Here is a 22,882-nt window from a genome sequence, read left to right on the forward strand (position 1 = left end):
ATGAAGCAACGCAACCGAATCACACAACGGCGGCTGCAGCTGCGCCCGCTCGCGCTGTCGCTGATCTGCGCAGGAGCCGCGCCCGCCATGGCGCAGGTGCTGCCCACGGGCTTCAACTCCATTGCCGGCGGCGTCACCATGACGCAGAGCGGCAGCGTGATGAGCATCACCCAGCCGATGATGCGCGGCATCGCCAGCTGGCAGACCTTCTCCATCGGCGCGGGCGGCACGGTCAACATCGCGCAGCCGAGCACGCGCGCGGTGCTGCTCAACCGCGTGGTGGGCGACGGGGGCACCATCCAGGCCTCGCGCATCGACGGCACGCTGAGGACATCGCTGATCGGCAACCCCAACCTGCCGGGCGGCAGCGTGTTCCTCATCAACCCGAGCGGCATCGTGTTCGGCAACGGTGCGTCGGTCAACGTGGGCGGGCTGGTGGCGTCCACGCTGGACATCGCCAACAGCAATTTCATGCCGGCGGGCTCGGAGAACAAGGCTTTCGACAAGAGCGAGCAGTTGGTCTTCGTGGGGCCGGCCAACAGCATGGCGCAGGTGAGGCTGGAGCAGGGCGCGTCGATCACCGCCGCGCCGGGCGGCACCGTGGCGCTGGTGGGCGGCTCGGTGCGCAACGACGGCGAGATCAACGTCGCGCGCGGCTCGGTGGGCCTGGTGTCGGCCAGCAAGCTCACGATGAACCTGGACTTCGACGGCGACGGGCTCACCACCTTCAAGGTGCCGCTGGACGGGCAGACCACCTTCAAGCTCGCCGACCTGCAGGCCACCGACAAGACCACCACCGCGCAGCTCATGAACACGAGCACCGGCAAGGTCACGGCCGACGGCGGCCGCGTGGTGCTGATGGCCGCCGCTGCCGACGTGGACGCACGCCAGCTGGTGGTGAGCCAGACCGGCGTGATCCGTGCGCGCTCGCTGTCCACGCGCAACGGCGAGATCGTGCTCGACGGCGGCCAGTCGGCCGCGCGCACCAACGAAATGCTGCTGGGCGGCACCATCGATGCGACCGGCTCCGAAGCCGGCGTGGCCGGCGGCTCGATCACCGCGAGCGCCGACTACGTGCGCCTGTCGGGGCTGACGGCGGACGCCAGCGGCAGCAACGGCGGCAGCATCCAGGTGACGGGCAACGCGGCAGTGAGCATGTCGCCCGACTCGGTGCTGCGCAGCAACGCCACCGGCGCGAACGGGCAGGGCGGCACGGTGGGCCTGAGCGCCGACTACACGCACGTCTCCGGCCAGATCCAGGCGCGCGGCGCGGGCAGCGGCGCGGGCGGCACCATCACCACCGCGGCCCGGCAGGTCGAGGTGACGGAGCTCGCGCAGATCGACGCGGCGGGCGGCGCGAGCGGCGCCAACGGCACCTGGGTGGTCGACTCGAAGGGCACGCTCAACGTGGACAACACGGTGCCTGTCTACGACCCGGACAACTACGGCCTGAACACGGCCGACACGCGCGTGAGCTCCACCGCCATCGGCAGCGCGCTGGGCCGCGCCACCGACGTGAAGCTGCGCACCGGATCCAACGACGGCGAGTCGAACGACGTGGTGTTCCAGGACAACGCGAGCATCGTCAAGACCGAGGGGCGCGACGCGCGCCTCACGGTCGATTCGCTGCGCGACGTCCGCATGTCCAGTGGCTCGTCGATCCGCTCGGAAAGCGGCGCGCTGCACGTCGACTTCGACGCCAACGCGACCGGCGGCTCCGACGGCGGCGTGATCGAGCTCAACAACGCGAGCATCGCCACCAACGGCGGCAACATCCGCTTCTACGGCCAGGGCGACGCGGCCAACGGCTACGCGGTCGGCGGCATCGCGCCCACCGACGGCGGCCCGAATGTCGGGCGCGCGGGCGTCTCGCTGTTCGACAGCTCGCTGAACACTTGCGCGATGGCCTCCGGCAGCTGCGGCGGCAGCGGCTCCATCACGCTGCGCGGGCAGGGCACCAGCACCTCGGCCGGCGACCCGAGCTACTACGTGAGCTCCGATGGCGTGCAGGTCTCGGGCACCAGCCTGACCACCGGTGGCGGCAACATCGCCATCACCGGCGTGGGCGGCATCGGCGCGGGTGGCGTGTTGCTCGACAACACCGAGGGCAACAGCACGGTGCTGCGCACCGGCACGGGCGACGTGAGCATCACCGGCAGCTCGCGCAGCTGGACCGCCACCGACCCCGTGGCGGTGTACGGCGGCACGGTGGACTTCGTCGACAGCTCCTTCCCCGACGTGACGACGAGCAACGTCGGCGGCATCTCGATGCGCGGCGTGACCATCGACTCCGGCGGGCGCGTGGCCATCGACGGCACCGGCGGCGACATGCAGGGCCTCACGGCGAACAGCGCCTTCCTTACCTCGGCATCGGCCGCCAACGGCGGCGCCGGCGTGGCCTACGCCGCCGGCAACGGCGTGACCATCTTCGGCGGCAGCATCACGGCCGGCAAGGGGCGCGACATATCGATCTCGGGCACGGCGGGCGGCAAGAGCTTCACTGTGGACGGCGGCGCCGCGACCATCGGCGACGACGCATCGGCGGTGGCACTCGCGATGGAGGCCGGCGGCACCGTGCGCGCCGAGGGCGGGCGCATCGCGATCGACGGGCGTGGCGGCGACGTGCGCGTGGGGCGCGTGAACGTGCGCGACGTGCCCTCGGGCACCGTCTTCCTGCCGGTGCTCGATGTGTCGAGCAGCACCGGCGCGGGCGGCACCGTCAGCCTCGCCGGGCGCAACGTGCTGGTGCTCGATTCGTTCGACGACGTGACCACCGTCGACGCGGGCGGCGCGGGCCAGTCCGGCACCATCGACGTGCGCGCCACCAACACCATCGCCATCAGCGACCAGGCCAGCCTGCGCGCCGATGCGAAATCGGCCTCCGGCAACGGCGGCACGATCAACGTGATCGCGGGCGACACGCTGCGCGGCTATGGCAGCCTGTCGGCGCGCGGCGGCGCGAGCGGAGGCAACGGCGGCAACATCGAGACCTCGGCCGCGCACTTCGACCTGACCGGCCTGCGCGTGGACGCCGCGGCGCCCGTGGGCACCGCGGGCAAGTGGACCATCGACCCCTACAACGTCAACATCGCGCACGGCACCGCATCGGGCAGCCTCACGGGCAACCCCTTCGATCCGCTGGCGAACTCGACAATCCAGGACGGCGACATCAACAACGCGCTGGACGGCGGCACCAGCGTCACCATCACCACCGGCACCGGCGGCAACGTCTTCGACGGCAACATCACCTTCGCGGCCGACGCGGCCATCGTGCGCAGCAAGGGCTCCACGCCACTCACCTTCGAGCTCGACGCGGCGCACAACATCAACGCCTTCAGCAACAACTCGATCCAGTCGAACTCGGGTGCGCTCAACGTCGTGTTCAACGCGGGCGTGGGCGGGCAGGGCGGATCGATCTTCCTCACCGGCGCGAAGATCGCCACCAACGGCGGCAACGTCACGATGACGGCCGACACCAGCCCCTCGGGCAACCAGGCCATCGGCATTACCAACACCACGATCGATACGCGGACCACCGCGCTGGGCGATGCAGGCCCCGGCGGCTCGGTGCAGATCACGGGCAAGCGCGGCACGCCCACCTTCTCGGGCTTCACCGCCACCGTGCAGCTGAGCGGCGCGACCATCCAGAGCAGCACCGGCGACGTGTCGATCTCGGGCACGGCGCCCGGCGGCACCGGCGTGCGCATCGGCGCGGGCACCGGGCCCAGCCAGATCCTCACCACCAGCGGCGACATCTCCATCGTGGGCATCGGCAGCGGCGTGACGGACCCGAGCACCGGGCCGCTGGCCGTGCAGGCCGTCGACCTCAGCAACGTCACGGTGCGCAGCGTCGACGGCAACATCGGCATCCGTGGCCTCGTGACGCCGGGCGCCATGAGCGGCACATCGGGCGGCGTGCTGATCGCCAACAACGCGCTGGTCACCACGCTGGGCGTCGGCGACATCGACGTGGCGGGCGAGTCGCAGGCCAACGGAACGGGCATCACCCTCGGCACCGGCGGACGCATCGACGGCAACCGCAACGTGGTGCTGCGCGCGAGCAACGACGGCAGCACCGACGCGGTGGTGCTGACCGGCACCGTGCGCGCCGGCAACGTGCTGAACCTGCGCCCCGGCGGCGTGGACGCGGCCGGCAACGCGGCGGACCGCACGGCCAACACCATCACGCTCGGCGGCACTGCGGCCAACGGCTTCGCGGTGTCGGCCGACGAGTTCACGCGGCTCGACGCGCCCACCATCGTGGCCGGCAGCAACGCGCACGCCGGCAGCATCAACGTGGTGGGCCCGCTCACCGTGCCCGGCGCGCTGACCCTGCAGAACACCGGTGGGGGCGGCGGCATCCAGCTCGGCGGTGCGCTCACGGCTTCGACCGTGGGGCTGATCTCCGGCGGCAACATCACGCAGACGGCAGCCGCGCCGATCACCGCCGGCACGCTGCTGGCGCGCTCCACCGGCGGCAGCGTGCTGCTGGACCAGGCGGCGAACAACGTCAGTGCCGACACCTTGGGCGGCGGCGCGGCCGGCGCATTCAGGTACGTGGACATCGACACCGTCAAGCTCGGTTCGGTGAGCGTCACCGGCTACGACGCGGCGGGCAATGCGCCGCAGGTCGTGTCGGCCGGCTCGATGGCGGCCGACACCGTGTTCGTGCGCACCCTGAGCGGCGACTTGCTGCTGGGCACCAACGTGAGCAGCACCAGCGGAGCCGACCTGGTGGCGGGTTCGCGCTTCCAGAACACCGGCGGCTACAGCATCACCGGCGCACCGTGGCGCGTGTGGGCCGACACCTGGGTGGGCGAGACGCGCGGCGGGCTCGCGGGGTCGGGCATCTATCCCAACCTGTACCACTGCGCCTACTCGGGCCTGTGCGCGGTGAGCATCCCCGCGGGCGCCAATCACTTCATCTACGCGCAGCAGCCGGTGGCCACGGTGCTCATCGGCAATGCGACCAGGCCCTTCGGCTATCCGAACCCGCTCTTCAGCTACCTCGTGACCGGGCTGATCCTGGGCGACACGGGCGCGGGCTTCGCGGGTTTCATGTTCTCGCCCGCGCTGCAGGCCAGCCCGCCGGGCGTGTACCCGATCAACGGCGCCTTCACCTCGGCAGAGGGCTACAGGGTCAACGTGGTGCCGGGCAACCTCTTCGTGGGCGGCGTGCCCGACCTGCCGCGCCCCGACACGCTGCGCGACCTGCCCGCCACCTGGGTGTACGACCGCAACATCGGCCCGCCGCCGATCTGCTTCGCCACCGGGCCGCTGGAAGGCGACCGCGCGACGCAGGGCGGCGACGTGCTGGCGCGCGAATGGTCGCGCGTGCGCTCCCGGCCCAACCTGTCGAGTTGCGTCGACACCGAGAAGCGCAACGGCTGCGCCGATTTCTAGCCGGCGACCGGGTTACGCCAGGCCTCGTGCGCGGCGGTTGGACAGCACCACGTTGTCCTTCGGGATGACCTGGCCTTCGCGCATCGCCGAGATCCATGCATCCGTCGTGGTCACGGCCGCGAAGTTGCTGTGGAACACCACGCTGAAGACGCGGTGGATCTCCTCCGCCGTGACCTTGCCCGCCGCGTTCTCGTAGGGCAGCGCGCCGCTGGCGTCCGACAGGAACTCCACGCTCAGTCCCCGGTGCATGGCCTCGAACACGGTCGAGGCGTCGCAGTTCTGCGTCATGTAGCCGGCCACGCTCAGCGTGTCGATCTGGTTGCGCGCGATCCAGTCGGCGAAGTCGGTGCCGGTGAACACGCTCGGAAAGCTCTTGGTGACGAGGTGGTCGTGCGGCCGCTTCGCGATCTCGGGGTGCAGCTGGCCGTTGTGCGTGTCGGCCTGGAACACCGGCGCGCCCTTGGGCGCATGGTGGCGCACCACCACCACGGGCGTGCCGGCGGCGCGGGCTGCGTCCATGGCCTTCGTCACGTTCGGCAGCGTGTCCAGGATGGGCGGGTACTCGATCGGCAGGCCGCCGCCTTCGAAGTATTCGTTCTGCACGTCGATCACGACGAGTGCGCGGCGCGGCGTGGTGGTGTTGCTCATGTTGGGCTCCTTCTCTTGTGTGGTTCGGATGACTGGATTCTTCCCGCCGGCGTCGCATCCAGAAAGTGGCCCGAAAGCCATTCATCGATAAGATCGGGCCATGCCGCAGCCAACCGCCGAAACCGTCGCCGTCGTCGCCTTCGACGGCATCAGCCCCTTCCACCTGTCCGTGCCCTGCATGGTCTTCGGCGAGGACCGCACCGAGACCGGCGAGCCGCGCTTCCGCGTGAAGGTGTGCGCACCCCGGCCCGGGGAGCTGCGCACCAACGCCGGCTTCGCGCTCGTCGTCCCGCACGGGCTCGAGGCCATCCGCCGCGCGCAGATCGTGGTCGTGCCTTCATGGCGCGACGACTGCTCGGCGGCGCCGCCCGAGCTGATCCGCGCGCTGCAGGCCGCCCACCGGCGCGGCGCCGTCGTGATGGGGCTCTGCCTCGGCGCATTCGTGCTGGCCGAGGCGGGCCTGCTCGACGGCCGGCCCGCCACCACGCACTGGAAGCTGGCGCCGATCTTCGCGAAGCAGTATCCGAAGGTGAAGCTGCAGCCCGAGGTGCTCTACGTGGACGACGGCAGCGTGCTCACCTCCGCCGGCACGGCCGCGGGCATCGACTGCTGCCTGCACCTGCTGCGCGTGCGCCATGGCGCGGAGACGGCCAACCGCGCCGCGCGGCGCATGGTGGTGGCGCCGCACCGGCAGGGCGGCCAGGCGCAGTACATCGAGCAGCCCGTGCCCGCCGCCGCCGAGCGCGACCGCCTCGCGCCGCTGCTCGAATGGCTGGGCCGGCATCTCGACACGCCGCACGAGCTCGACGACCTCGCGCGGCGCGCGCTCATGAGCCGGCGCAATTTCACGCGGCGCTTCCGCGAATCCACCGGCACCACCGTCGGCCAGTGGATGCAGAACCAGCGCCTCGCGCTCGCGCAGCGGCTGCTGGAAACCACCGACCACCCGGTGGAGCGCGTGGCCACCGGCGCCGGCTTCGGCTCGGCGGTGTCGCTGCGCAAGCACTTCGTCTCGGCCTTCAAGCTGTCGCCCACGGCATACCGCCAGCAGTTCTCGCGGGCATGAGGAAGAGGGCGTGCTTCGCATCAGGAAACCCTGAATGCCAGGGATACCGCGGAACCGGCTTTGCCGGGCCGCAGGTATCGCCCCCTGGAAGGGGGGTGGCGAAGCGACACGAAGTGCGCGAAGCCTGGGGGTGAGTTCAAGCTTTCGCGGAACCGGCTTTGCCGGGCCGCAGGTATCGCCCCCTGGAAGGGGGATGGCGAAGCGACACGAAGTGCGCGAAGCCTGGGGGTGAGTTCAAGCCCTCGCGGAACCGGCTTTGCCGGGCCGCAGGTATCGCCCCCTGGAAGGGGGTGGCGAAGCGACACGAAGTGCGCGAAGCCTGGGGGTCAGACCATGATTTGCCGCCGCGTGGTGAGCAGCGCGCGCAGCTTGGCCGGCGCGACCGGCTTGGTCAGCAGCATCACGCCGCCATGACGCAGCCGTTGCAGCACCTCGGGCCCTGTGGCGCCCGACACCAGCACCGCCAGTGCCTCGGGCTGCAGCCGCTTGGCGGCGTCGATCACGTCCACGCCGTCGCCGTCGCCCGCGAGCTGCAGGTCGCACAGCACCGCGTCGTAGTGGATGTCGCCGGTGCCCAGTCGCGCGATGGCCTCGGCGCCGGTGCTCACGCATTCGACCTGGCAGCCCCACTGCTCCAGCAGCGCGCGGCTGCCGTCGAGAATGGCGGGGTCGTCGTCCACCACCAGGCAGCGCAGTCCAGCCAGCGGCGCCGGGGCCAGTGCAGGCGGCTGGGGCGGCGTCACGTCGGCCAGCCGAGCCGCGGGCAGCGTGAAGGCGAAGGTGCTGCCCGCCTGAAGCGCCGAGCGCACCGTGATGCGCGTGCCCAGCAGCGTGGCGATGCGCGCGCAGATGGCCAGCCCCAGCCCGAAGCCGCGGCGCCGGTCGCGCTCGGTGTTCGCCACCTGGTAGAACTCCTCGAAGATGCGGCCCTGGTGGATGGGCGCGATGCCCACGCCGTTGTCGCGCACCTCGATGCGCACGCCCGATGCGCTGCGCCGGGCCGCCACCAGCACGGTGCCGCCCTCGGGCGCGTGGCGCAGCGCGTTGGTCACCAGGTTGCCGACGATGCGCCGCAGCATCGCCGCGTCGCTGCGCACCGCCAGCCCGCGGTCGCTCCAGCGCAGCCGCACGCGGGCCTCGACGGCCGCGGCGGCGTGCTGCGCGTCGAGCTGGTCGAACAGCTCCGCGAGCGGCACCTTGGCGATGGCCGGCGTCAGCACCTGCGCGTCGAGCCGCGAGATCTCGAGCAGGTCGTCGAGCAGCACGCCCATGAACTCGGTGCTTTCCTGCAGCCGCAGCACCGCCGGACGCTGCGCGGGCGAAGCGCCGGGCAGCAGTCCGTCGATGAACAGACCCATGGCGTGCAGCGGCTGGCGCAGGTCGTGGCTCGCGGCCGCGAGGAAGCGCGCGCGGGAAAGCGCCGCCTGCTCCGCCTCGGCCATGCGCTGCAGCGCGACGGCGGTGGCCTCGCGCACGCGCTCCTCGCTGATCTGGCGGTTGCGCTGCAGCCGCTCGGCGAGGCGGTCGATGTCGTGCGCGAGCACTGCGAGCTCGTGCGTGCCGCGCGTGCCGCCTTCCACCACGTCGCAGCGCACCTCGAAATGCCCGGCCTCCAGCGCCGCGACCGTGCGCGACACGCGCCGAAGCGGCCGCGCCACCGTGCGCGCCATGTGCCGCACCGAGGCCCAGGCCGCGATCAGCGCGACCAGCGCGATGCCGATGCCCGCGATGAGCGAGCGGCTGCGCTCGCGCGTGTAGGCGGTGGTGTCGCGAAAGGTCTGCACCAGGCCGATGGGCGTGTCGCCCGCCGCCGTGGAGCCCGCGGGCGCGAAGGCGCTGGCGCGCGATGCCTCGCGCAGCGTGACCGGCGAGGTGAACATGCGCAGCTGCGCGAGCGAGGCGGTCTTGGGCCCGGCCGTGACGTACACGCCCGCGCTGTTGCTGATCTCCACCCGCGTCACCTGCCCGCCGCGCAGAGCCGCATTGGCCACGTTCTGCAGCGCGGGCACGTCGCCCGCGTAGAGGCTCAGGTCGGACATGGCGGCCACCTGCCGCGCCACGGCCTGGCCCTCGGCGTCGAAGGCGGCCTCCAGTGTCTGCAGCCGGTTGTGCGTGAACCAGCCCGTGAGCGCCAGCGCCACCGCTGCGCACGGCACCACGCCGAGGCGGAACAGGTCGCGCTGCAGGTTGCCGCGCACCACCAGCGTGTGGGCCGATGGAGGCGGGGGAGGCGGTGGGGGCGACGGCGGCGGCAGTGCCGCGCCCGCGCCCTCCGTTGTCGTGGGCGCCGCCCGTTCGTGGGGAGGTGCTGCGCTGCTCATCGCGGGGCCGCGAGCCGGTCGGTCAGTTCCCGTTCCTCCGGCAGACGCAGGCCGAGTCCGCGTGCCACGGTGGCGTTGACGCGCACGGTGGCGGGCGTCGCGGCTTCCACCAGCGGTGCATTGCTGCTGTTGCCGGCGCTCGCGACCTTCTGGCCGAGCTGCCGGGCCTGCTGGGCCAGCTGCGACGGCGTCGAGACCGCCGCCGCCAGTCCGCCCGAGCGCACCAGCCCCTCGCTGGCGCCGAACACCGGCAGGCCGGCGCCGGCGGCGGCGCGCAGCACCGAGAGCGTAGCCGCCTGGTTGTCGCCGATCAGGTCGGGCAGCACCAGCAGCGCGTCGCTGTTCGGCACCACCAGTCGCAGAGCGGAGGCGATCGACCGGGCGTCGGGCGCGTATTCCACGCGCAGGTCCCAGGCCGGGTTCGCGCCCTGCGCCGCGCGCTGCAGCTCGCGCACCAGCGGTTCCGACTCGGGCGTGGCGACCACGCCCAGGCGGTGCTTCTGCGGCAGCACCGCGTTGACCAGCGCGAGCTGGTCGGTCATGGCCGGGTCGCGCAGCAGCACGCCCACGCGGCGGTCGGCGCGCTTGAGCGCCGGGCTGGTCGCCTTCAGGGTCTCGTATTCGAGCCGGCTGAGCATCGCGAGCACCAGCGGCTCCTGTCCCGGCCGCTCGACGGCGGCGCGCGCGGCGGCGGGGCCGACGGCCATGGTGAGCGGCACGTCGGAGGAAGAAGACGAAGATGAAGCTCCGCGCAGGCTGCGCGTGCGCACGCCTGCGTTCGCGGCGCGTTCGGCGTCCGCGGCCTGCTCCGCCGCCGGTTGAGTCTCGGTGCCGCCGGGCCCGAGGCGAACCAGCTCGAACTTGCCGCCGGGTTCCTGGTCCGCGCGCAGCCGCTGCACGAACTCGGAGGAAGCCGCCATGTCGTCGCCCATCAGCACCGTGAGGTTGACCGCCGCGAAAGCCGCGCCCGCGGCGCATGCAAGGCTTGCGGCCAGCACGGTGCGGGCGGCGCGCCGCAGCCTTCGAAAGAAGGGTGGGAGGACGGGATTCACGGCAACAAACATGGACTGCTTCCGCAGCGAGGGGCGATGATCCAATGTAAGGACGACCCCTTCTTAGCGCGATAAGGCGGAGGGCTTATGTCAGCGTCGGCAGTGGCCTGCCCGCGTGACGGATTCCACGAGGGGAATGGCCGCTCGGCCTATGTCCGATGGAATATCCGGCTCTCCCCCAGGCTTCGCGCACTTCGTGTCGCGCACGCCTTCCCCCTTCCGGGGGCAACACCTGCGGCCCGGCAAAGCCGGTTCCGCGGCGTTTCACGCACGGACAGACTCCTGTGTTCTACGCACCCGTCATCTGTGCGGCCGCCGCGCGCTGCGCCTGTATCGCCTGGCGCAGCACGCGCGGCGACACCGGCTTGTAGAGCACCGTGATGCCGGCGCTGGCCACTTCGCGCAGGCGGTCGGGCTTGGTCTCGCCGGTCACGAGCAGGCGGGCAGTGCCCGCGCCGATGCCGCGCGGATGGCGCTCCAGCGCGGCGATCACGTCCAGGCCGTTGTCGCCGCCCTGCAGCAGCAGGTCGCTGATGACCACGTCGGGCGGGCGCTCCCAGCTGTCGGCCATGGCCAGCGCTTCGGCGCGGGTCTGCGCGGGCAGCACCTCGGCGCCCCAGTTGGTGAGCACCACCGTCAGGCCCTCGAGGATGGTGCGCTCGTCGTCGATCACGAGGATGCGCACGTTGGCCAGGCCTTCCTCCTCGTCGATGGCGGCCATGGCCGCCGGCGCCACGGGAGCGGGCAGCGCGGCCGGCGCCGAACGCACCAGCACCCGTACGCAGGTGCCCTTGTTCAGCTTCGAGCTCAGTTCCACGCGCGTGTTGAGCAGCTCGGCCAGCCGCTGCACCGTGGCCAGGCCCAGGCCCATGCCGCGCGCGCCGCGCGATGCCTGCCGGCTCGCGGGCTCCACCTGGTAGAACTCCTCGAACACCCGGGCCTGGTGATGCGCGGCGATGCCAACGCCGGTGTCGACCACGTCGATGCGCACGCCCCGGCCGCGCCGCCGCGCGCCGATCAGCACGCCGCCCTCGATGGTGTGGCGCAGCGAGTTCGACACCAGGTTGTTCAGGATGCGCGAGAGCATCACGTAGTCGCAGCGAACCCACACGTCGGTCTTGCGCACCACCAGCCGCAGGCCCTGCTGCTCGGCCACCGGTCGGAAGTTGCGGCTGATCTCCTCGAACAGCCGGTCGAGCGGGAAGTCGATCCACTGCGGCTGCAGCACGCCCGCGTCGAGCTGCGACAGGTTCAGGAGTTCGGAGAACAGCCGGTCGAGCGAATCCACGCATTCGCGGATGTGGCCGATGCGCTGCAGCTTCACCGGGTCGCTCTCGCCGTTGGCCAGGCCGTCGGAGAACAGCGTGAGCGCGTGCAGCGGCTGGCGCAGGTCGTGGCTGGCGGCGGCCAGAAGGCGGGTCTTGGCCTGGCTGGCCACCTCCAGCTGCTGGTTCTTGCGGGCCAGCTCGGCGGTGGCTTCGTTGATGCGGCTCTGCAGCAGCCGGTGGCTCTCGGCGAGGGCGCGCGCGGCCTGGTTGAAGCCGTGCTGCAGGTGCCGCACCTCCGCCGTGCCCTCGATGGACACGCTCGCGTCCTCGCCCGCGCCCAGGCGGTCGACCGCCTTGCCCAGCGCGCGGATCGGCTCGCTGATGCGGCGCGCCGCCCACCAGCCGGCCAGGCCCACGCCCACCAGGCTGATCGCCAGCACCAGCCCCACGTTGAACCACACCGAGCGCCGCGCGTTCTGCACGGCGGCCAGGCTCATCTCGACCATCACCTTGCCGTTGTGGCGGCCGTCGTCGCCCACGATGGGCACCACCACCTGCAGGCCCTCGCCGCGGGCGCGGTCGAGGGTCTCGGAGTTGGCGACGATCTCGCCGTCTTCCGTCCAGATCTGCACCTGCTGCACGTTGGGCTGGTAGGTGCCCGACTGGGCGGTACGCGCCAGCGCGCGGCGGTCCATGCGCGCCAGCGGCGCCTGCGCCACGGTGGCCACCTGCAGCGCCACCGTCTGCGCATTGGCCCGCATCAGCTCGGTGAGGTTGCCCAGATGCTGCCGCGTCAGCACGGCGATCGCCGCCAGCGTGGCCAGGGCCGCCGGCACCATCGCCAGCAGGATCAGCTGCTGGGCGAAGGTCAGGCGGGCCAGGCCGCGGATGACACGGAAATTCCAGTTCATGAGGGCAACGGACTCATGGGCGCCGAGCTTATGAGGGCGCTCCAGGGCGGGAAAGCTAGGAAAAACATCACAAAAAATGCTTGTAATTGATATTTAATGACGTCCGCGCTGCCCATGTTAGACCGCCGATGCGCGCCGGCCCTATGTCTTTCGCTCCAGAAATGCAGGCTTCCATGCGCCGATTCGCCGAGTTCTCAGCCGCTTTCTTCCGTGCGGCGACGCTCGCCTTGCTGGCCGGATTGCCGCTCGCGACCCCTGCCCAGGTGAGCCCGCTGGACGGCCCGGTGCGCTTCGGCATCCTGCCGCTCGGCGGTGCCTTCGAGTCGCGCAGCGACTGGGACCCGCTGCTGGCCGAGCTCAGCCGCGCCATCAACCGCCCGGTGAGCGTGCTCTCGGTCAACTCGTACGAGGCGCTGGAGCAGGCCATCCAGCGCGACGAAGTCGACATGGCCTTCCTGTCCGGAAAGATGGCGCTCGACGCCGTCACCCAGCGCCGCATGAAGGTGGTGGCGCAGGTGGTGCGGCACGACGGCCTGCCGGGCTATCGCGCGCTGCTGCTCGCGCGCAAGGCGCCGCCCTTCAACTCGCTGAAGAACCTGCTCGACCAGCCCGATCGCTGGCGGCTGGCGCGCGGCGAGAAGCAGTCGGTGTCGGGCTTCATCGTGCCGCAGCTGCAGCTCTTCCTGCCGAACCACATCGCGATGGAGACGCGCTTCCGCAGCGAGATCGTGGGCACCCACCAGGCCAACGCACTGGCCGTGGCCAACAACGAGGCCGACGTGGCCACCAACAACACAGCCGACTTCGAACGCTTCAAGACGCGCTTTCCGGCCGAGACCGAGCGGCTGCAGGTGCTGTGGGAGTCGGACCTGATACCGCACGCGCAGATCGTGGTGCGACGCGAATACTCGCCCGAACTGCGCAAGCGCGTGCAGGCTTTCCTGGTCGGCTACGGCCGCGCCAAGGGACCACGCGGCGACGCCGAGCGCCTGGTGCTGAAGTCGCTGCACGACCTGGCCGGCTTCGTGGCCGCCGACAACAGTTCGCTGCAGCCGGCGGCCAAGCTGGCCTACCAGCTCGCGAAGCAGAACGCCATGACCGCGCAATGGGTGAACGACGCCGCCCGCGAGGCCCGCCTGCAGCGCATCGAGAGCAACTACGCGGACCAGGTCGCGGTGCTGAAGGACGTGTCGCCGTGACCTCGACGACGCCGCTCGGGAAGCTGCGGCGCGCGGCCGCCGGGGTGTTCGCCTCGCTTGTCGTCCTTGCCGCCTTCGCCGGTCTGCCGGCCATGGCGCAGGTGCAGCACGGCGCCGCCGCCGCGCCGGGCGAGAAGGCCGCGCCGCCGCCCGCCGTGCGGATGATCCGCTTCGGCGTGCTGCCGCTGGGCGGCACGGTCGAGTCGCGCGCGCTGTGGACCCCGCTCATGACCGACATGGGCCGTGCCCTCGGCATGCCGGTCAGCATGTATTCGGTGCCGACCTACGAGGAACTCGACCGCGCCATCGGCCGCGACGAGATCGACATGGCCTTTCTCTCGGCCAAGATGGCGCTCGACGCCGTGATGCAGCGGCGCATGAAGGTGCTGGCGCAGATCGCGCGCCACCCCAGCGTGCCCGAGCACCGCGCCGTGCTGCTGGTGCGCAAGGCCGGGCCGCTCAACACGCTCGAGGGCCTGCTCGCCCAGCCCGAGAAGTGGCGGCTCGCGCGTGGCGACAGCCGCTCCGTCACCGGCTTCATCGTGCCGCAGAGCCAGCTCTTCCTGCCGCACAACATCGAGATGGAGACGCGCTTCCGCAGCGAGATCGTGGGCACCCACCAGGCCACCGCGCTGGCCGTGGCCAACGGCGACGCCGACGTGGCCACCAACAACACCACCGACTTCGAGCGCTTCCGCCAGCAGTTCCCGGTGGAGGCCGAGCGGCTGCAGGTGGTGTGGGAGTCGGAGCCGCCGCCCGGCGCACCGATGGTGGTGCGGCGCGACTTCCCGCCCGAGTTCCAGGCGCGGCTGCAGAACTTCCTGACCGGCTACGGCAGGGCCAAGGGCGCACGCGGCGACGCCGAGCGCGAAGTGCTCAAGAGCCTGCGCGCGGCCTACGGCTACGTCGCGGCCGACGACAGCGCGCTGCTGCCGCAGGCGCGGCTGGAGCACCAGCTCGGCAGGCAGCGCGCCATGGCCGCATCGTGGGTCAACGAGGCCGCGCGCGAGCAGCGCCTGCAGCGCATCGAGAAGACCTACGCGGAGCAGGTCGAGACGCTGCGCGCCGCCGCCCGCTGAGCCGGTCCCGTCGGTCCCTTCGCACTCCTCTTGCGCTTCTTTCGCGCCTCTTTCTACTCCCTTCGCCGTAGCTCCAAATCCCCACGCCTAGGCCATTAGCTAGGCCTTAAGGCGGATTTGCCTCCCGTCCACCGGGCCGGAAACTTCGTGTTTCTTTCAGGCACCCTTGCCGTTGACGGAGTGCGGATGAGTTGGCGAACAAAAGTGGTCTGGAGCGAGGGGATGCTGTTGCAGCCTCAGCACCTGCAGCAGAGCGAGCGTCATGCCGATCACGCGCGGCACGTGCTGCTGCGTTCCACCACTCCCTATGCGTGGGGCTTCGCCGAGCTGGAGATCGACCCCGCCGCGCTCACGCTGGGCAAGCTGGCGCTGGTGCGCGCGGTCGGCGTCTTCGGCGACGGCACCGTCTTCGACATGCCGGCGGTCGACCCGCTGCCCGAGCCCATCGACATTCCATCGTCCATGCGCGACGAGGCCGTGGTGCTCGCGTTGCCGCTGCGCCGCGCCGGCGCGCGCGAAGCCGACGCGGAAGAATATGAAGAGCTGGTGCGCCACCGCGTGCTCGAGTCGGAAGTGCCCGACTCCAACACGGCCGGCGAGCGCACCGCGATGCTGCAGCTGGGCCAGCTCCACACGCGGCTGATGCGCGCCAGCGAGGCCACCGACGCCTGGACCACCATCGGCGTGGCCCGCGTGGTCGAGCGCCGCGTCGACAACCAGGTGCAGCTCGACCGCGCCATGCTGCCGCCGCTGCTCGACGTGGCCGGCCACGCCGTCATCCGCGCCTGGCTCGACGAGCTGCTGGGCCTGCTGCGCCAGCGCGGCGAGGCGCTGGCCGGCCGGCTCACGCAGGGGGGCACCGGCGGCGTGGCCGAGATCGCCGACTTCATGCTGCTGCAGGCCGTGAACCGCAACGAGGCCATCTTCGCGCACCTCGCCAGGAGCGCCATGCTGCACCCGCAGCACTTCTTCGAGCATGCGCTGGGCCTCGCGGGCGACCTCGCGAGCTTTCGCGACTCGCGTCGCGTGTCGCGCTTCGGCCCCTACATCCACGACGACCTCGCCATGAGCTTCAGGCCGCTCATGGACGACCTGCGCCGCAGCCTCTCGATGGTGTTCGAGCAGTCGGCCATCCGCATCGAGCTGCACGACCGCAAGCACGGCGTGCGCGTGGCGGTGGTGACCGACGTGGAGCTGCAGCGCAAGGCCACCTTCGTTCTCGCGGTGAACGCCAGCATGCCCAGCGAGGCGCTGCGCGCGCGCTTTCCCACGCAGGTCAAGATCGGTCCGGTGGAGCGCATCCGCGACCTGGTCAACCTCGCGCTGCCGGGCGTCACGCTCACGCCGATGCCGGTGGCGCCGAGGCAGATTCCCTTTCACACGGGCGCCAACTACTTCGAGCTCGAAACGCGCAACAGCGACCTGTGGCGCCAGCTCGAGCAGTCGGGCGGCATCGCGATGCACATCGCGGGCGACTTCCCCGGCCTCGACCTTCAATTCTGGGCAATCCGAGCATGACCCCCAGTCTTCGCGTACTTCGTGTCGCTACGCCAACCCCCTTCCAGGGGGCGGTGCTTGCGGCCCGGCAAAGCCGGTTCCGCGGCGTTCCACGAATTGGCGCCGTCAGCGTGGAGCCATCATGAGCACACCTCCCGATCCCTTTGCCGCCTTCGAGTCGGAACGCACGGTCATCAAGCCCAAGCCGCGCACGCCGGGCGGCACGCCGCCCGCGCCGGCACCGGCGCCGTTCTTCGGCGGCGCCGATCCCACGCCGGCCGCCGACGTCGGCGAACTCGGCCTGCTCAATCCGCTGGTGTCGGCCGCCGGCAAGCTGCTGGTGCTGATCGGCAAGCTGCGCAACCTCGCGCAGCCGCCGAACGTGCCGGCCCTGCGCGCTTCCACCGTCGACGCGGTGAACCAGTTCGATGCCAGCGCGCGCCGCGCCGGCGTGGGCAACGAGTCGGTGCTCGCCGCGCGCTACGTGCTGTGCACCGCGCTCGACGAGGCCGTTGCCAACACGCCCTGGGGCGTGCAGGCCGGATGGAACAAGCAGAGCCTGCTGGTGCAGTTCCACAACGAGACCTGGGGCGGCGAAAAAGTCTTCCAGCTGCTGGCCAAGCTCGCGCAGGACGTGCCCACGCACCGGCAGCTGCTGGAGCTGATCTACAGCGTGCTCGCCCTCGGTTTCGAGGGCCGCTACCGCGTGATCGACAACGGCCGCGCGCAACTCGACTCGGTGCGCCAGCGCCTGGCCGACCTCATCGCCAAGGACCGTCCGCCGGTGGAAGCCGAGCTCTCGCCGCACTGGCGCGGGCAGGGCGCCGGCACGGTGCGGCTGCGCGAATCGCTGCCGCTGTGGGTGTTCGCGGCCGGCTTCGCGCTGCTGCTGGCGCTCGCATGGTTCGGCCTGCGGCTCACGCTCAACTACCGCTCCGACACCACGTACGCCGCGGTGTCCAGCCTGCGCGCGCCCAACATCCAGATCGCGCCGCCCGCGCTGCCGGCGAAGACGCCGCGCCTCGCACGCTTCCTGGAGCCCGAGGTGAAGCAGGGCCTGGTCACGGTGACCGACGAGGCCGACCGCAGCGTGGTGCGGCTGCGCGGCGACTCCTTCTTCGGCTCCGGCAGCGCCGAGCCGATGGCGCAGTCGCTGCCGGTGCTGCGCCGCATCGGCCAGGCGCTGGCCGAGGTGAAGGGCGAGGTGCTGATCACCGGCCACTCCGACAACCAGCCCATCCGCTCGCTGCGCTATCCGTCGAACTGGCACCTGTCGGCCGCGCGCGCCGACGCGGTGAAGGGCGCGCTCTCCACGCTGGTCGACCCGGCGCGCATGCGTTCCGACGGCAAGGCCGACGCCGAGCCGGTGGCGCCCAACGACACGCCGGCCAATCGCGCGAAGAACCGCCGCGTCGAGGTCGTGCTGCTGACCGGGCCTGAAGGCGTCGTCGCCACTGCTCCGGCAGCCGCTCCAGCTGCTGCTCCGGCCACGGGAGCGACGAAATGATCAAGAAAATCTTCGGCTTCCTGTTCAGCCCGCTGCTGCTCACGCTGCTGGCGCTCATCGTCGTCGCGCTGCTGATCTGGTGGATCGGCCCGCTGGTGAAGATCGGATCGCTCGCGCCGCTCGAAGGCGAGACCACGCGCGCCGTCGTCATCGGCGTCATCGTGCTCATCGTGGTGCTGCGCGCGCTGTACCGCCGCTGGCGCGCCCGCCGCGCGAGCCAGCACCTGACCGACGGCCTCATGAAGGCGCCGGCCGCCAAGGCCGATGCGCCGGTCAACGGCGAGCAGAAGATCCTCGACACCCGCTTCAGCGAAGCCGTCGCCACGCTCAAGCAGATGCGCATGCACGCCGCCGGCAAGAAGCCGGGCTGGCGCGACTGGCTCTCCATCTCGGGCGGCAGCTATCTCTACGACCTGCCCTGGTACGTGTTCATCGGCGCGCCGGGCGCGGGCAAGACCACCGCGCTGGTCAACTCGGGCCTGAGTTTCCCGCTGGCCGAGAAGTTCGGCCCCGGCGCCATCCGCGGCGTGGGCGGCACGCGCAACTGCGACTGGTGGTTCACCGACGAGGCCGTGCTCATCGACACCGCGGGGCGCTACACCACGCAGGACAGCCACCAGTCGGAAGACAAGAGCGCGTGGGAAGGCTTTCTCGGCCTGCTGAAGAAGGTGCGTCCGCGCCGGCCGCTGAACGGCGTGTTCCTCACCGTCAGCGTGGCCGACCTGCTGAGCCAGGGCCCCGAGGCGCGCACGCAGCTCGCGGCATCGATCCGCGCGCGCCTGCTGGAGCTCGACGGCAAGCTCACCACGCGGCTGCCGGTGTACGTGCTCGTCACCAAGAGCGACCTGCTCTACGGCTTCACCGACTACTTCGACGACCTGGGCAAGGAGCAGCGCGCGCAGGTCTTCGGCTTCACGCTGCCGGCCGACGAGAACCTGCAGGTCGAGGAAAAGGGGCTCTCCACCGCCTTCAACCGCGAGTTCGCGCTGCTGCACAACCGGGTGAACGACGGCCTCATCGCGCGCATGCAGCGCGAGACCGACGGCAATCGCCGCGCGGCCATCTTCGGCTTTCCGGCGCAGTTCGGCTCCATCGGCCCGCTGCTGTCCGACCTGCTGGAGCAGGTGTTCACCGGCTCGCGCTTCGCGCAGCCGCCGTGGGTGCGCGGCGTGTACTTCACCAGCGGCACGCAGGAAGGCAGCCCCATCGATCGCGTGATGGGCAGCCTCGCGCGCAGCTTCGGCATCGAGCGCGCGATGCTCGCGCCGCAGAAGTCCAGCGGGCGCAGTTACTTCCTCACCTCGCTGCTGCGCGAGGTGGTGTTCCCCGAGCAGCGCCTGGCCGGCGCCGACGTGAAGCTGGAGCGCCGCCGCCACACGCTGCGCGTGATCGGCGTGACGGCGATGACGCTGCTCACCGTCGGCCTGCTCGCGGCCTGGGGCTACAGCACGCTGCAGAACATGAACTACCTGAAGTCGGTCGAGGCCCGCGTCGAGCCCGCCCGGCAGAACCTCGCCGCGCTGCCGGCGCGCGTGCAGAACCTGGTGGAAGTCGCGCCCGTGCTGCAGAGCCTGCGCGACATCTGGAAGACGCCCGACAACCGGCAGGGCGACGAGCCGCTGTCGATGACGCTGGGCCTCTACCAGGGCGACAAGCTCGACGCCGCCGCCATGCTCACGCACCAGCGCGCGCTCAACGACGCCTTCCTGCCGCAGATCGCCAAGCGCATCGAGGACCAGCTGCGCACCGCGCAAAAGGACAACCTCGAATTCACGTATGAGGCGCTCAAGAGCTACCTGATGCTCTACCAGCCCGAGCACTTCGACGCCGAGGCGCTGAAGGCCTGGATCACGCTCGACTGGGCGCGCAACCTCGACCGCGGCATTCCCGAAGACCAGCGCAAGCAGCTCGAAGACCAGCTCGACGTGCTCATCGCCCAGGGTCCACCGCGCTCGCCGCTGAAGATGGACGAGAACCTGGTGCGCAGCGTGCGCGCCGTGCTCGCGAGCTATCCGCTGGAGCAGCGCGTGTTCAGCCGCCTCAAGCGCCAGCGCGCCAGCAAGGACATCCCGGCCTTCAGCGTGGCGACCGCCACCGGCCCCTCGGGTCCGCTGGTGTTCGAGCGCATCAGCGGCAAGCCGCTGTCCGATGGCGTGCCGGGCATGTTCACCTATGACGGCTATCACAAGCGCTTCCAGAACGAGGTGACCGTGCTCACCGGCCTGCTCGCGAATGAAGACCCGTGGGTGCTGGGCCAGGACCGCAACGCCGCCGACCGCCTGCGCGACGTGGCCGCGCTCGGCGCGCTGACCGACCGCGTGCGCCGTCTCTACCTGGAGGAATACGTGAAGCAGTGGGAGGCGCTGCTCGCCGACGTGCGCCTGATTCGCGTGAACGGCCTGGAGAAGAACATCGAGACCGCGCGCATCCTCTCGGGCGTCGATTCGCCGCTCGCCAACTTCCTGCGCGCCGTGGTCAAGCAGACCACGCTGATCCCTGCCGCCGACGCCAACAAGGACGTGGTCAGCAAGGCCACCGAGACCGTGCGCAACACCCGCAAGGGCCTGGAAGACCTGTTCGGCAGCGACCCCGGCCGCCAGGTGGCGCCGGGCAAGCGCATCGAGAGCATCGTGGACGACCGCTTCGAGGCGCTGCGCCGCCTCGTCACCGCCGGCGGCCCCAACCAGCCCGCGCCCATCGACGACGCGCTGAAGCTCTTCAACGAGGTGTACGTGTACCTCAACGCCGTCGACACGGCAGTGAAAGGCCGCACCTCGCCGCCGCCCGGCGACGTGGCCGGCAAGCTCAAGTCCGACGCCGGCCGGCTGCCCGAGCCGGTGCGCTCCATGGTCGAGAACCTGAGCCAGGCCGGCGCCGCGCAGGCGCAGGTGGCCGAGCGCGGCAACCTCAGCCAGGACCTGCGCCCCGTGACCGAGTTCTGCGCGCGCGCCATCGCCGGCCGCTACCCCTTCGTGCAGAGCAGCAAGCGCGACGTGCTGCCCGAGGACTTCGGCCAGATGTTCGGCCCCGGCGGCCTGATGGACGATTTCTTCCAGAAGCGCCTTGCCTCCATCGTCGACACCAGCACGCGCCCGTGGCGCTACAAACCCGTGGCCGAGCGCGGCGCCATCACCACGCAGGCGATCGCGCAGTTCGAGCGCGCCGCGCGCATCAAGGAGATCTTCTTCCGCGGCGGCGGCCGGGGCCCCTCGATGCGGCTGGACTTCAAGCCGGTGGAGATGGACGCGGGCATCACGCAGTTCATCCTCGACGTCGACGGCCAGCTCGTGAAATACGCGCACGGTCCGGTCGTGCCCATGGCCGTGCAGTGGCCGGGGCCGAAGGGCAGCAACCAGGTGCGCATCCAGGTCAGCCCGCCCTCGACCACCGGCAGCTCCGGCGCCGCGGTGGACGGCCCATGGGCCCTGTTCCGCGCGCTCGACGACGGCCAGCTCGAGGCAGGCGACGCGCCCGAGAAGTTCTTCATCACCTTCCAGATCGGCGCGCGCAAGACGCGGTTCGAGGTGACCACCAACAGCGTGCAGCATCCGATCCGCTTGCGCGAACTGCGCGAGTTCTCATGTCCGGAGGGGTTGTGAGCGAGGCTTCCTCTTCTTCTCCTTCTTCTCCACTGCTGTTTGCGTCGACTGCGCTGCCGGGGTGGTTCGGCAAGCTGCCGGGCATGGGGGACTTCGCGCATCGGCGGCTGCCTGAGCCGTTTCGTGCGGTGTGGGATCAATGGCTGCAGCGGGGGATGTCGCGGCTGCGGGACCGGGCGGACTGGACCGAGCGGTATCTGGAGGCGCCCATCTGGTGCTTTGCGCTCGGGCGGCAGGTGGCTGGCGACCAAGCCTGGATCGGGGTGTTGATGCCCTCGGTGGATGGGGTGGGGCGGTACTTTCCGTTTGCTCTTGCGATCGAGCTCGATGCTTCGGCGCCTGGGCAGCTGCAGGGGGAGGCGCTGGCTGCTGCGTTGCGGTGGTGGGCTCATGCGACGCAGGCTGCGTTGGAAGGGCTTGATGGGGATCTGGATGCCTTGCGGTTCGATGCTGTTCTGCATCGGCTGTTTGTTGAAGGCGCTTCTTCTGGTGTGCCTGAGAGTTCTGTCGAGTCGCTGGACTTGCCTCTGGCGGGGGCCTCGCTTTGGCTGAGTGATCCTGCTGCGGAGCATGGGGTTCGGATGTTGAGTACCGGGTTGCCTCGGGATGAGCAGTTCGATGCTTTGTTTCTTGGGTTTGCGGAGGAGGGGTGAGATGAAGGCCCTTCTTCGTTTTTCTTCCCGGAGCCGGGTCTCGCCCCGGCGGGCGACCTACTTTCTTTTGCTTCGCCAAAAGAAAGTAGGCAAAGAAAAGGCGACCCTGCTGTCTGTGTCCCTTCGCTTCGCTGCGGGCAACCTGCGGTGCTCGGCGCAGGAGGGGGTCCGCAGAACTCGCTTCGCTCAAACAGCTGCGGCCCTGATCCCTCCTGCGCCTGCGCTCCTCGGCACAGCCAGAAGGGAGTGGAACGCGCCATCGCTGCGCTCGGCTACCGAACAGCCGCTGCAGGCCTTCGCTTCGCTCGGCGGCGCATTGAGGCCCCGCGGCTTCGCCAAACCCGACTCCCCATTCCAAGCACAGCGAGCGCGAAGCGCTTGCTGTGCCTTGGTGGCCGAGCGAAGCAAAGGCCCGTGCGTATCCACTCCCCTCTGGCTGCGCCGAGGAGCGGAGCGTTTCGCGGATCAGGGCCGCAGCTGTTTGAGCGAAGCGAGTTCTGCGGACCCCGCGAAACGCGAGCACCGCAGGTTGCCCCGTAGCGAAGCGCAGGGGTCGCAGACAGTGGGGTCGCCTTTCTTTTGCCTACGTTTCTTTGGCGAAGCAAAGAAAAGTAGGTCGGCCGCCGGGCCGAGACCCGGCCCCGGGAAACAAACCCTCAGCACAACCCAAAAAGGAGCC

At 70.6% G+C, this 22,882-nt stretch carries 12 protein-coding genes; 8 read left to right on the forward strand and 4 right to left on the reverse strand.

Translation table 11 applies throughout. The features are described 5' to 3' along the window. Window positions 1-5,403: a two-partner secretion domain-containing protein gene (locus BMY35_RS22790; protein ID WP_093204074.1), complete on the forward strand. Its 5,403-nt coding sequence runs from the start codon at window positions 1-3 to the stop codon at window positions 5,401-5,403. A gap of 12 nt (window positions 5,404-5,415) precedes the next feature. Here the strand turns inward: BMY35_RS22790 and BMY35_RS22795 are convergent, their stop codons facing one another. Beyond that, entirely contained in the window at window positions 5,416-6,051 is a 636-nt protein-coding gene (locus tag BMY35_RS22795) for a cysteine hydrolase family protein (protein ID WP_093204077.1), read from the reverse strand. A 100-nt stretch (window positions 6,052-6,151) separates the two neighbouring features. On the opposite strand from BMY35_RS22795, the gene BMY35_RS22800 reads away from it, so the two are divergent. Further along, complete coding sequence (locus tag BMY35_RS22800) at window positions 6,152-7,117, forward strand: GlxA family transcriptional regulator (protein ID WP_093204079.1); 966 nt, start codon at window positions 6,152-6,154, stop codon at window positions 7,115-7,117. A 326-nt stretch (window positions 7,118-7,443) separates the two neighbouring features. Here the strand turns inward: BMY35_RS22800 and BMY35_RS22810 are convergent, their stop codons facing one another. The 3 genes from BMY35_RS22810 to BMY35_RS22820 form a co-directional block, all read right to left on the reverse strand. Continuing rightward, the gene (locus BMY35_RS22810) at window positions 7,444-9,438 is read right to left on the reverse strand and encodes a hybrid sensor histidine kinase/response regulator (RefSeq protein ID WP_093204082.1); all 1,995 of its coding nucleotides are present in this window, start codon (window positions 9,436-9,438) and stop codon (window positions 7,444-7,446) included. Next, window positions 9,435-10,490: an ABC transporter substrate binding protein gene (locus tag BMY35_RS22815; protein WP_256229269.1), complete on the reverse strand. Its 1,056-nt coding sequence runs from the start codon at window positions 10,488-10,490 to the stop codon at window positions 9,435-9,437. The genes BMY35_RS22810 and BMY35_RS22815 overlap by 4 nt, the downstream gene beginning before the upstream one ends. A gap of 289 nt (window positions 10,491-10,779) precedes the next feature. Beyond that, complete coding sequence (locus BMY35_RS22820) at window positions 10,780-12,669, reverse strand: ATP-binding response regulator (protein WP_093204087.1); 1,890 nt, start codon at window positions 12,667-12,669, stop codon at window positions 10,780-10,782. A 161-nt stretch (window positions 12,670-12,830) separates the two neighbouring features. Between BMY35_RS22820 and phnD the strand changes: the two genes are divergently transcribed. The 6 genes from phnD (at window position 12,831) to tagF (ending at window position 22,203) form a co-directional block, all read left to right on the forward strand. Further along, window positions 12,831-13,868 (forward strand): phosphate/phosphite/phosphonate ABC transporter substrate-binding protein, encoded by a 1,038-nt coding sequence (phnD, locus tag BMY35_RS22825; protein WP_093204089.1) that lies wholly within the window; start codon window positions 12,831-12,833, stop codon window positions 13,866-13,868. After that, window positions 13,865-14,947, forward strand: a complete 1,083-nt coding sequence (locus tag BMY35_RS22830) for a phosphate/phosphite/phosphonate ABC transporter substrate-binding protein (protein ID WP_256229272.1) — start codon at window positions 13,865-13,867, stop codon at window positions 14,945-14,947. The genes phnD and BMY35_RS22830 overlap by 4 nt, the downstream gene beginning before the upstream one ends. A gap of 186 nt (window positions 14,948-15,133) precedes the next feature. Further along, window positions 15,134-16,465, forward strand: a complete 1,332-nt coding sequence (tssK, locus tag BMY35_RS22835; protein WP_093204092.1) for a type VI secretion system baseplate subunit TssK — start codon at window positions 15,134-15,136, stop codon at window positions 16,463-16,465. Between the two features lie 121 nt (window positions 16,466-16,586). After that, window positions 16,587-17,951 carry a DotU family type VI secretion system protein gene (locus tag BMY35_RS22840; protein ID WP_093204094.1) on the forward strand — a complete coding sequence of 455 codons (1,365 nt, stop codon included), beginning with the start codon at window positions 16,587-16,589 and terminating at the stop codon, window positions 17,949-17,951. After that, window positions 17,948-21,550, forward strand: a complete 3,603-nt coding sequence (tssM, locus tag BMY35_RS22845) for a type VI secretion system membrane subunit TssM (protein WP_093204097.1) — start codon at window positions 17,948-17,950, stop codon at window positions 21,548-21,550. The genes BMY35_RS22840 and tssM overlap by 4 nt, the downstream gene beginning before the upstream one ends. Then, window positions 21,547-22,203, forward strand: a complete 657-nt coding sequence (gene tagF / locus BMY35_RS22850) for a type VI secretion system-associated protein TagF (RefSeq protein ID WP_170217236.1) — start codon at window positions 21,547-21,549, stop codon at window positions 22,201-22,203. Before tssM ends, tagF begins: the two co-directional genes overlap by 4 nt. The last annotated feature ends 679 nt before the right edge of the window (window positions 22,204-22,882 follow it).

The sequence above is a fragment of the Variovorax sp. YR750 genome (genome assembly GCF_900109805.1).
GTDB lineage: Bacteria > Pseudomonadota > Gammaproteobacteria > Burkholderiales > Burkholderiaceae_C > Variovorax > Variovorax gossypii.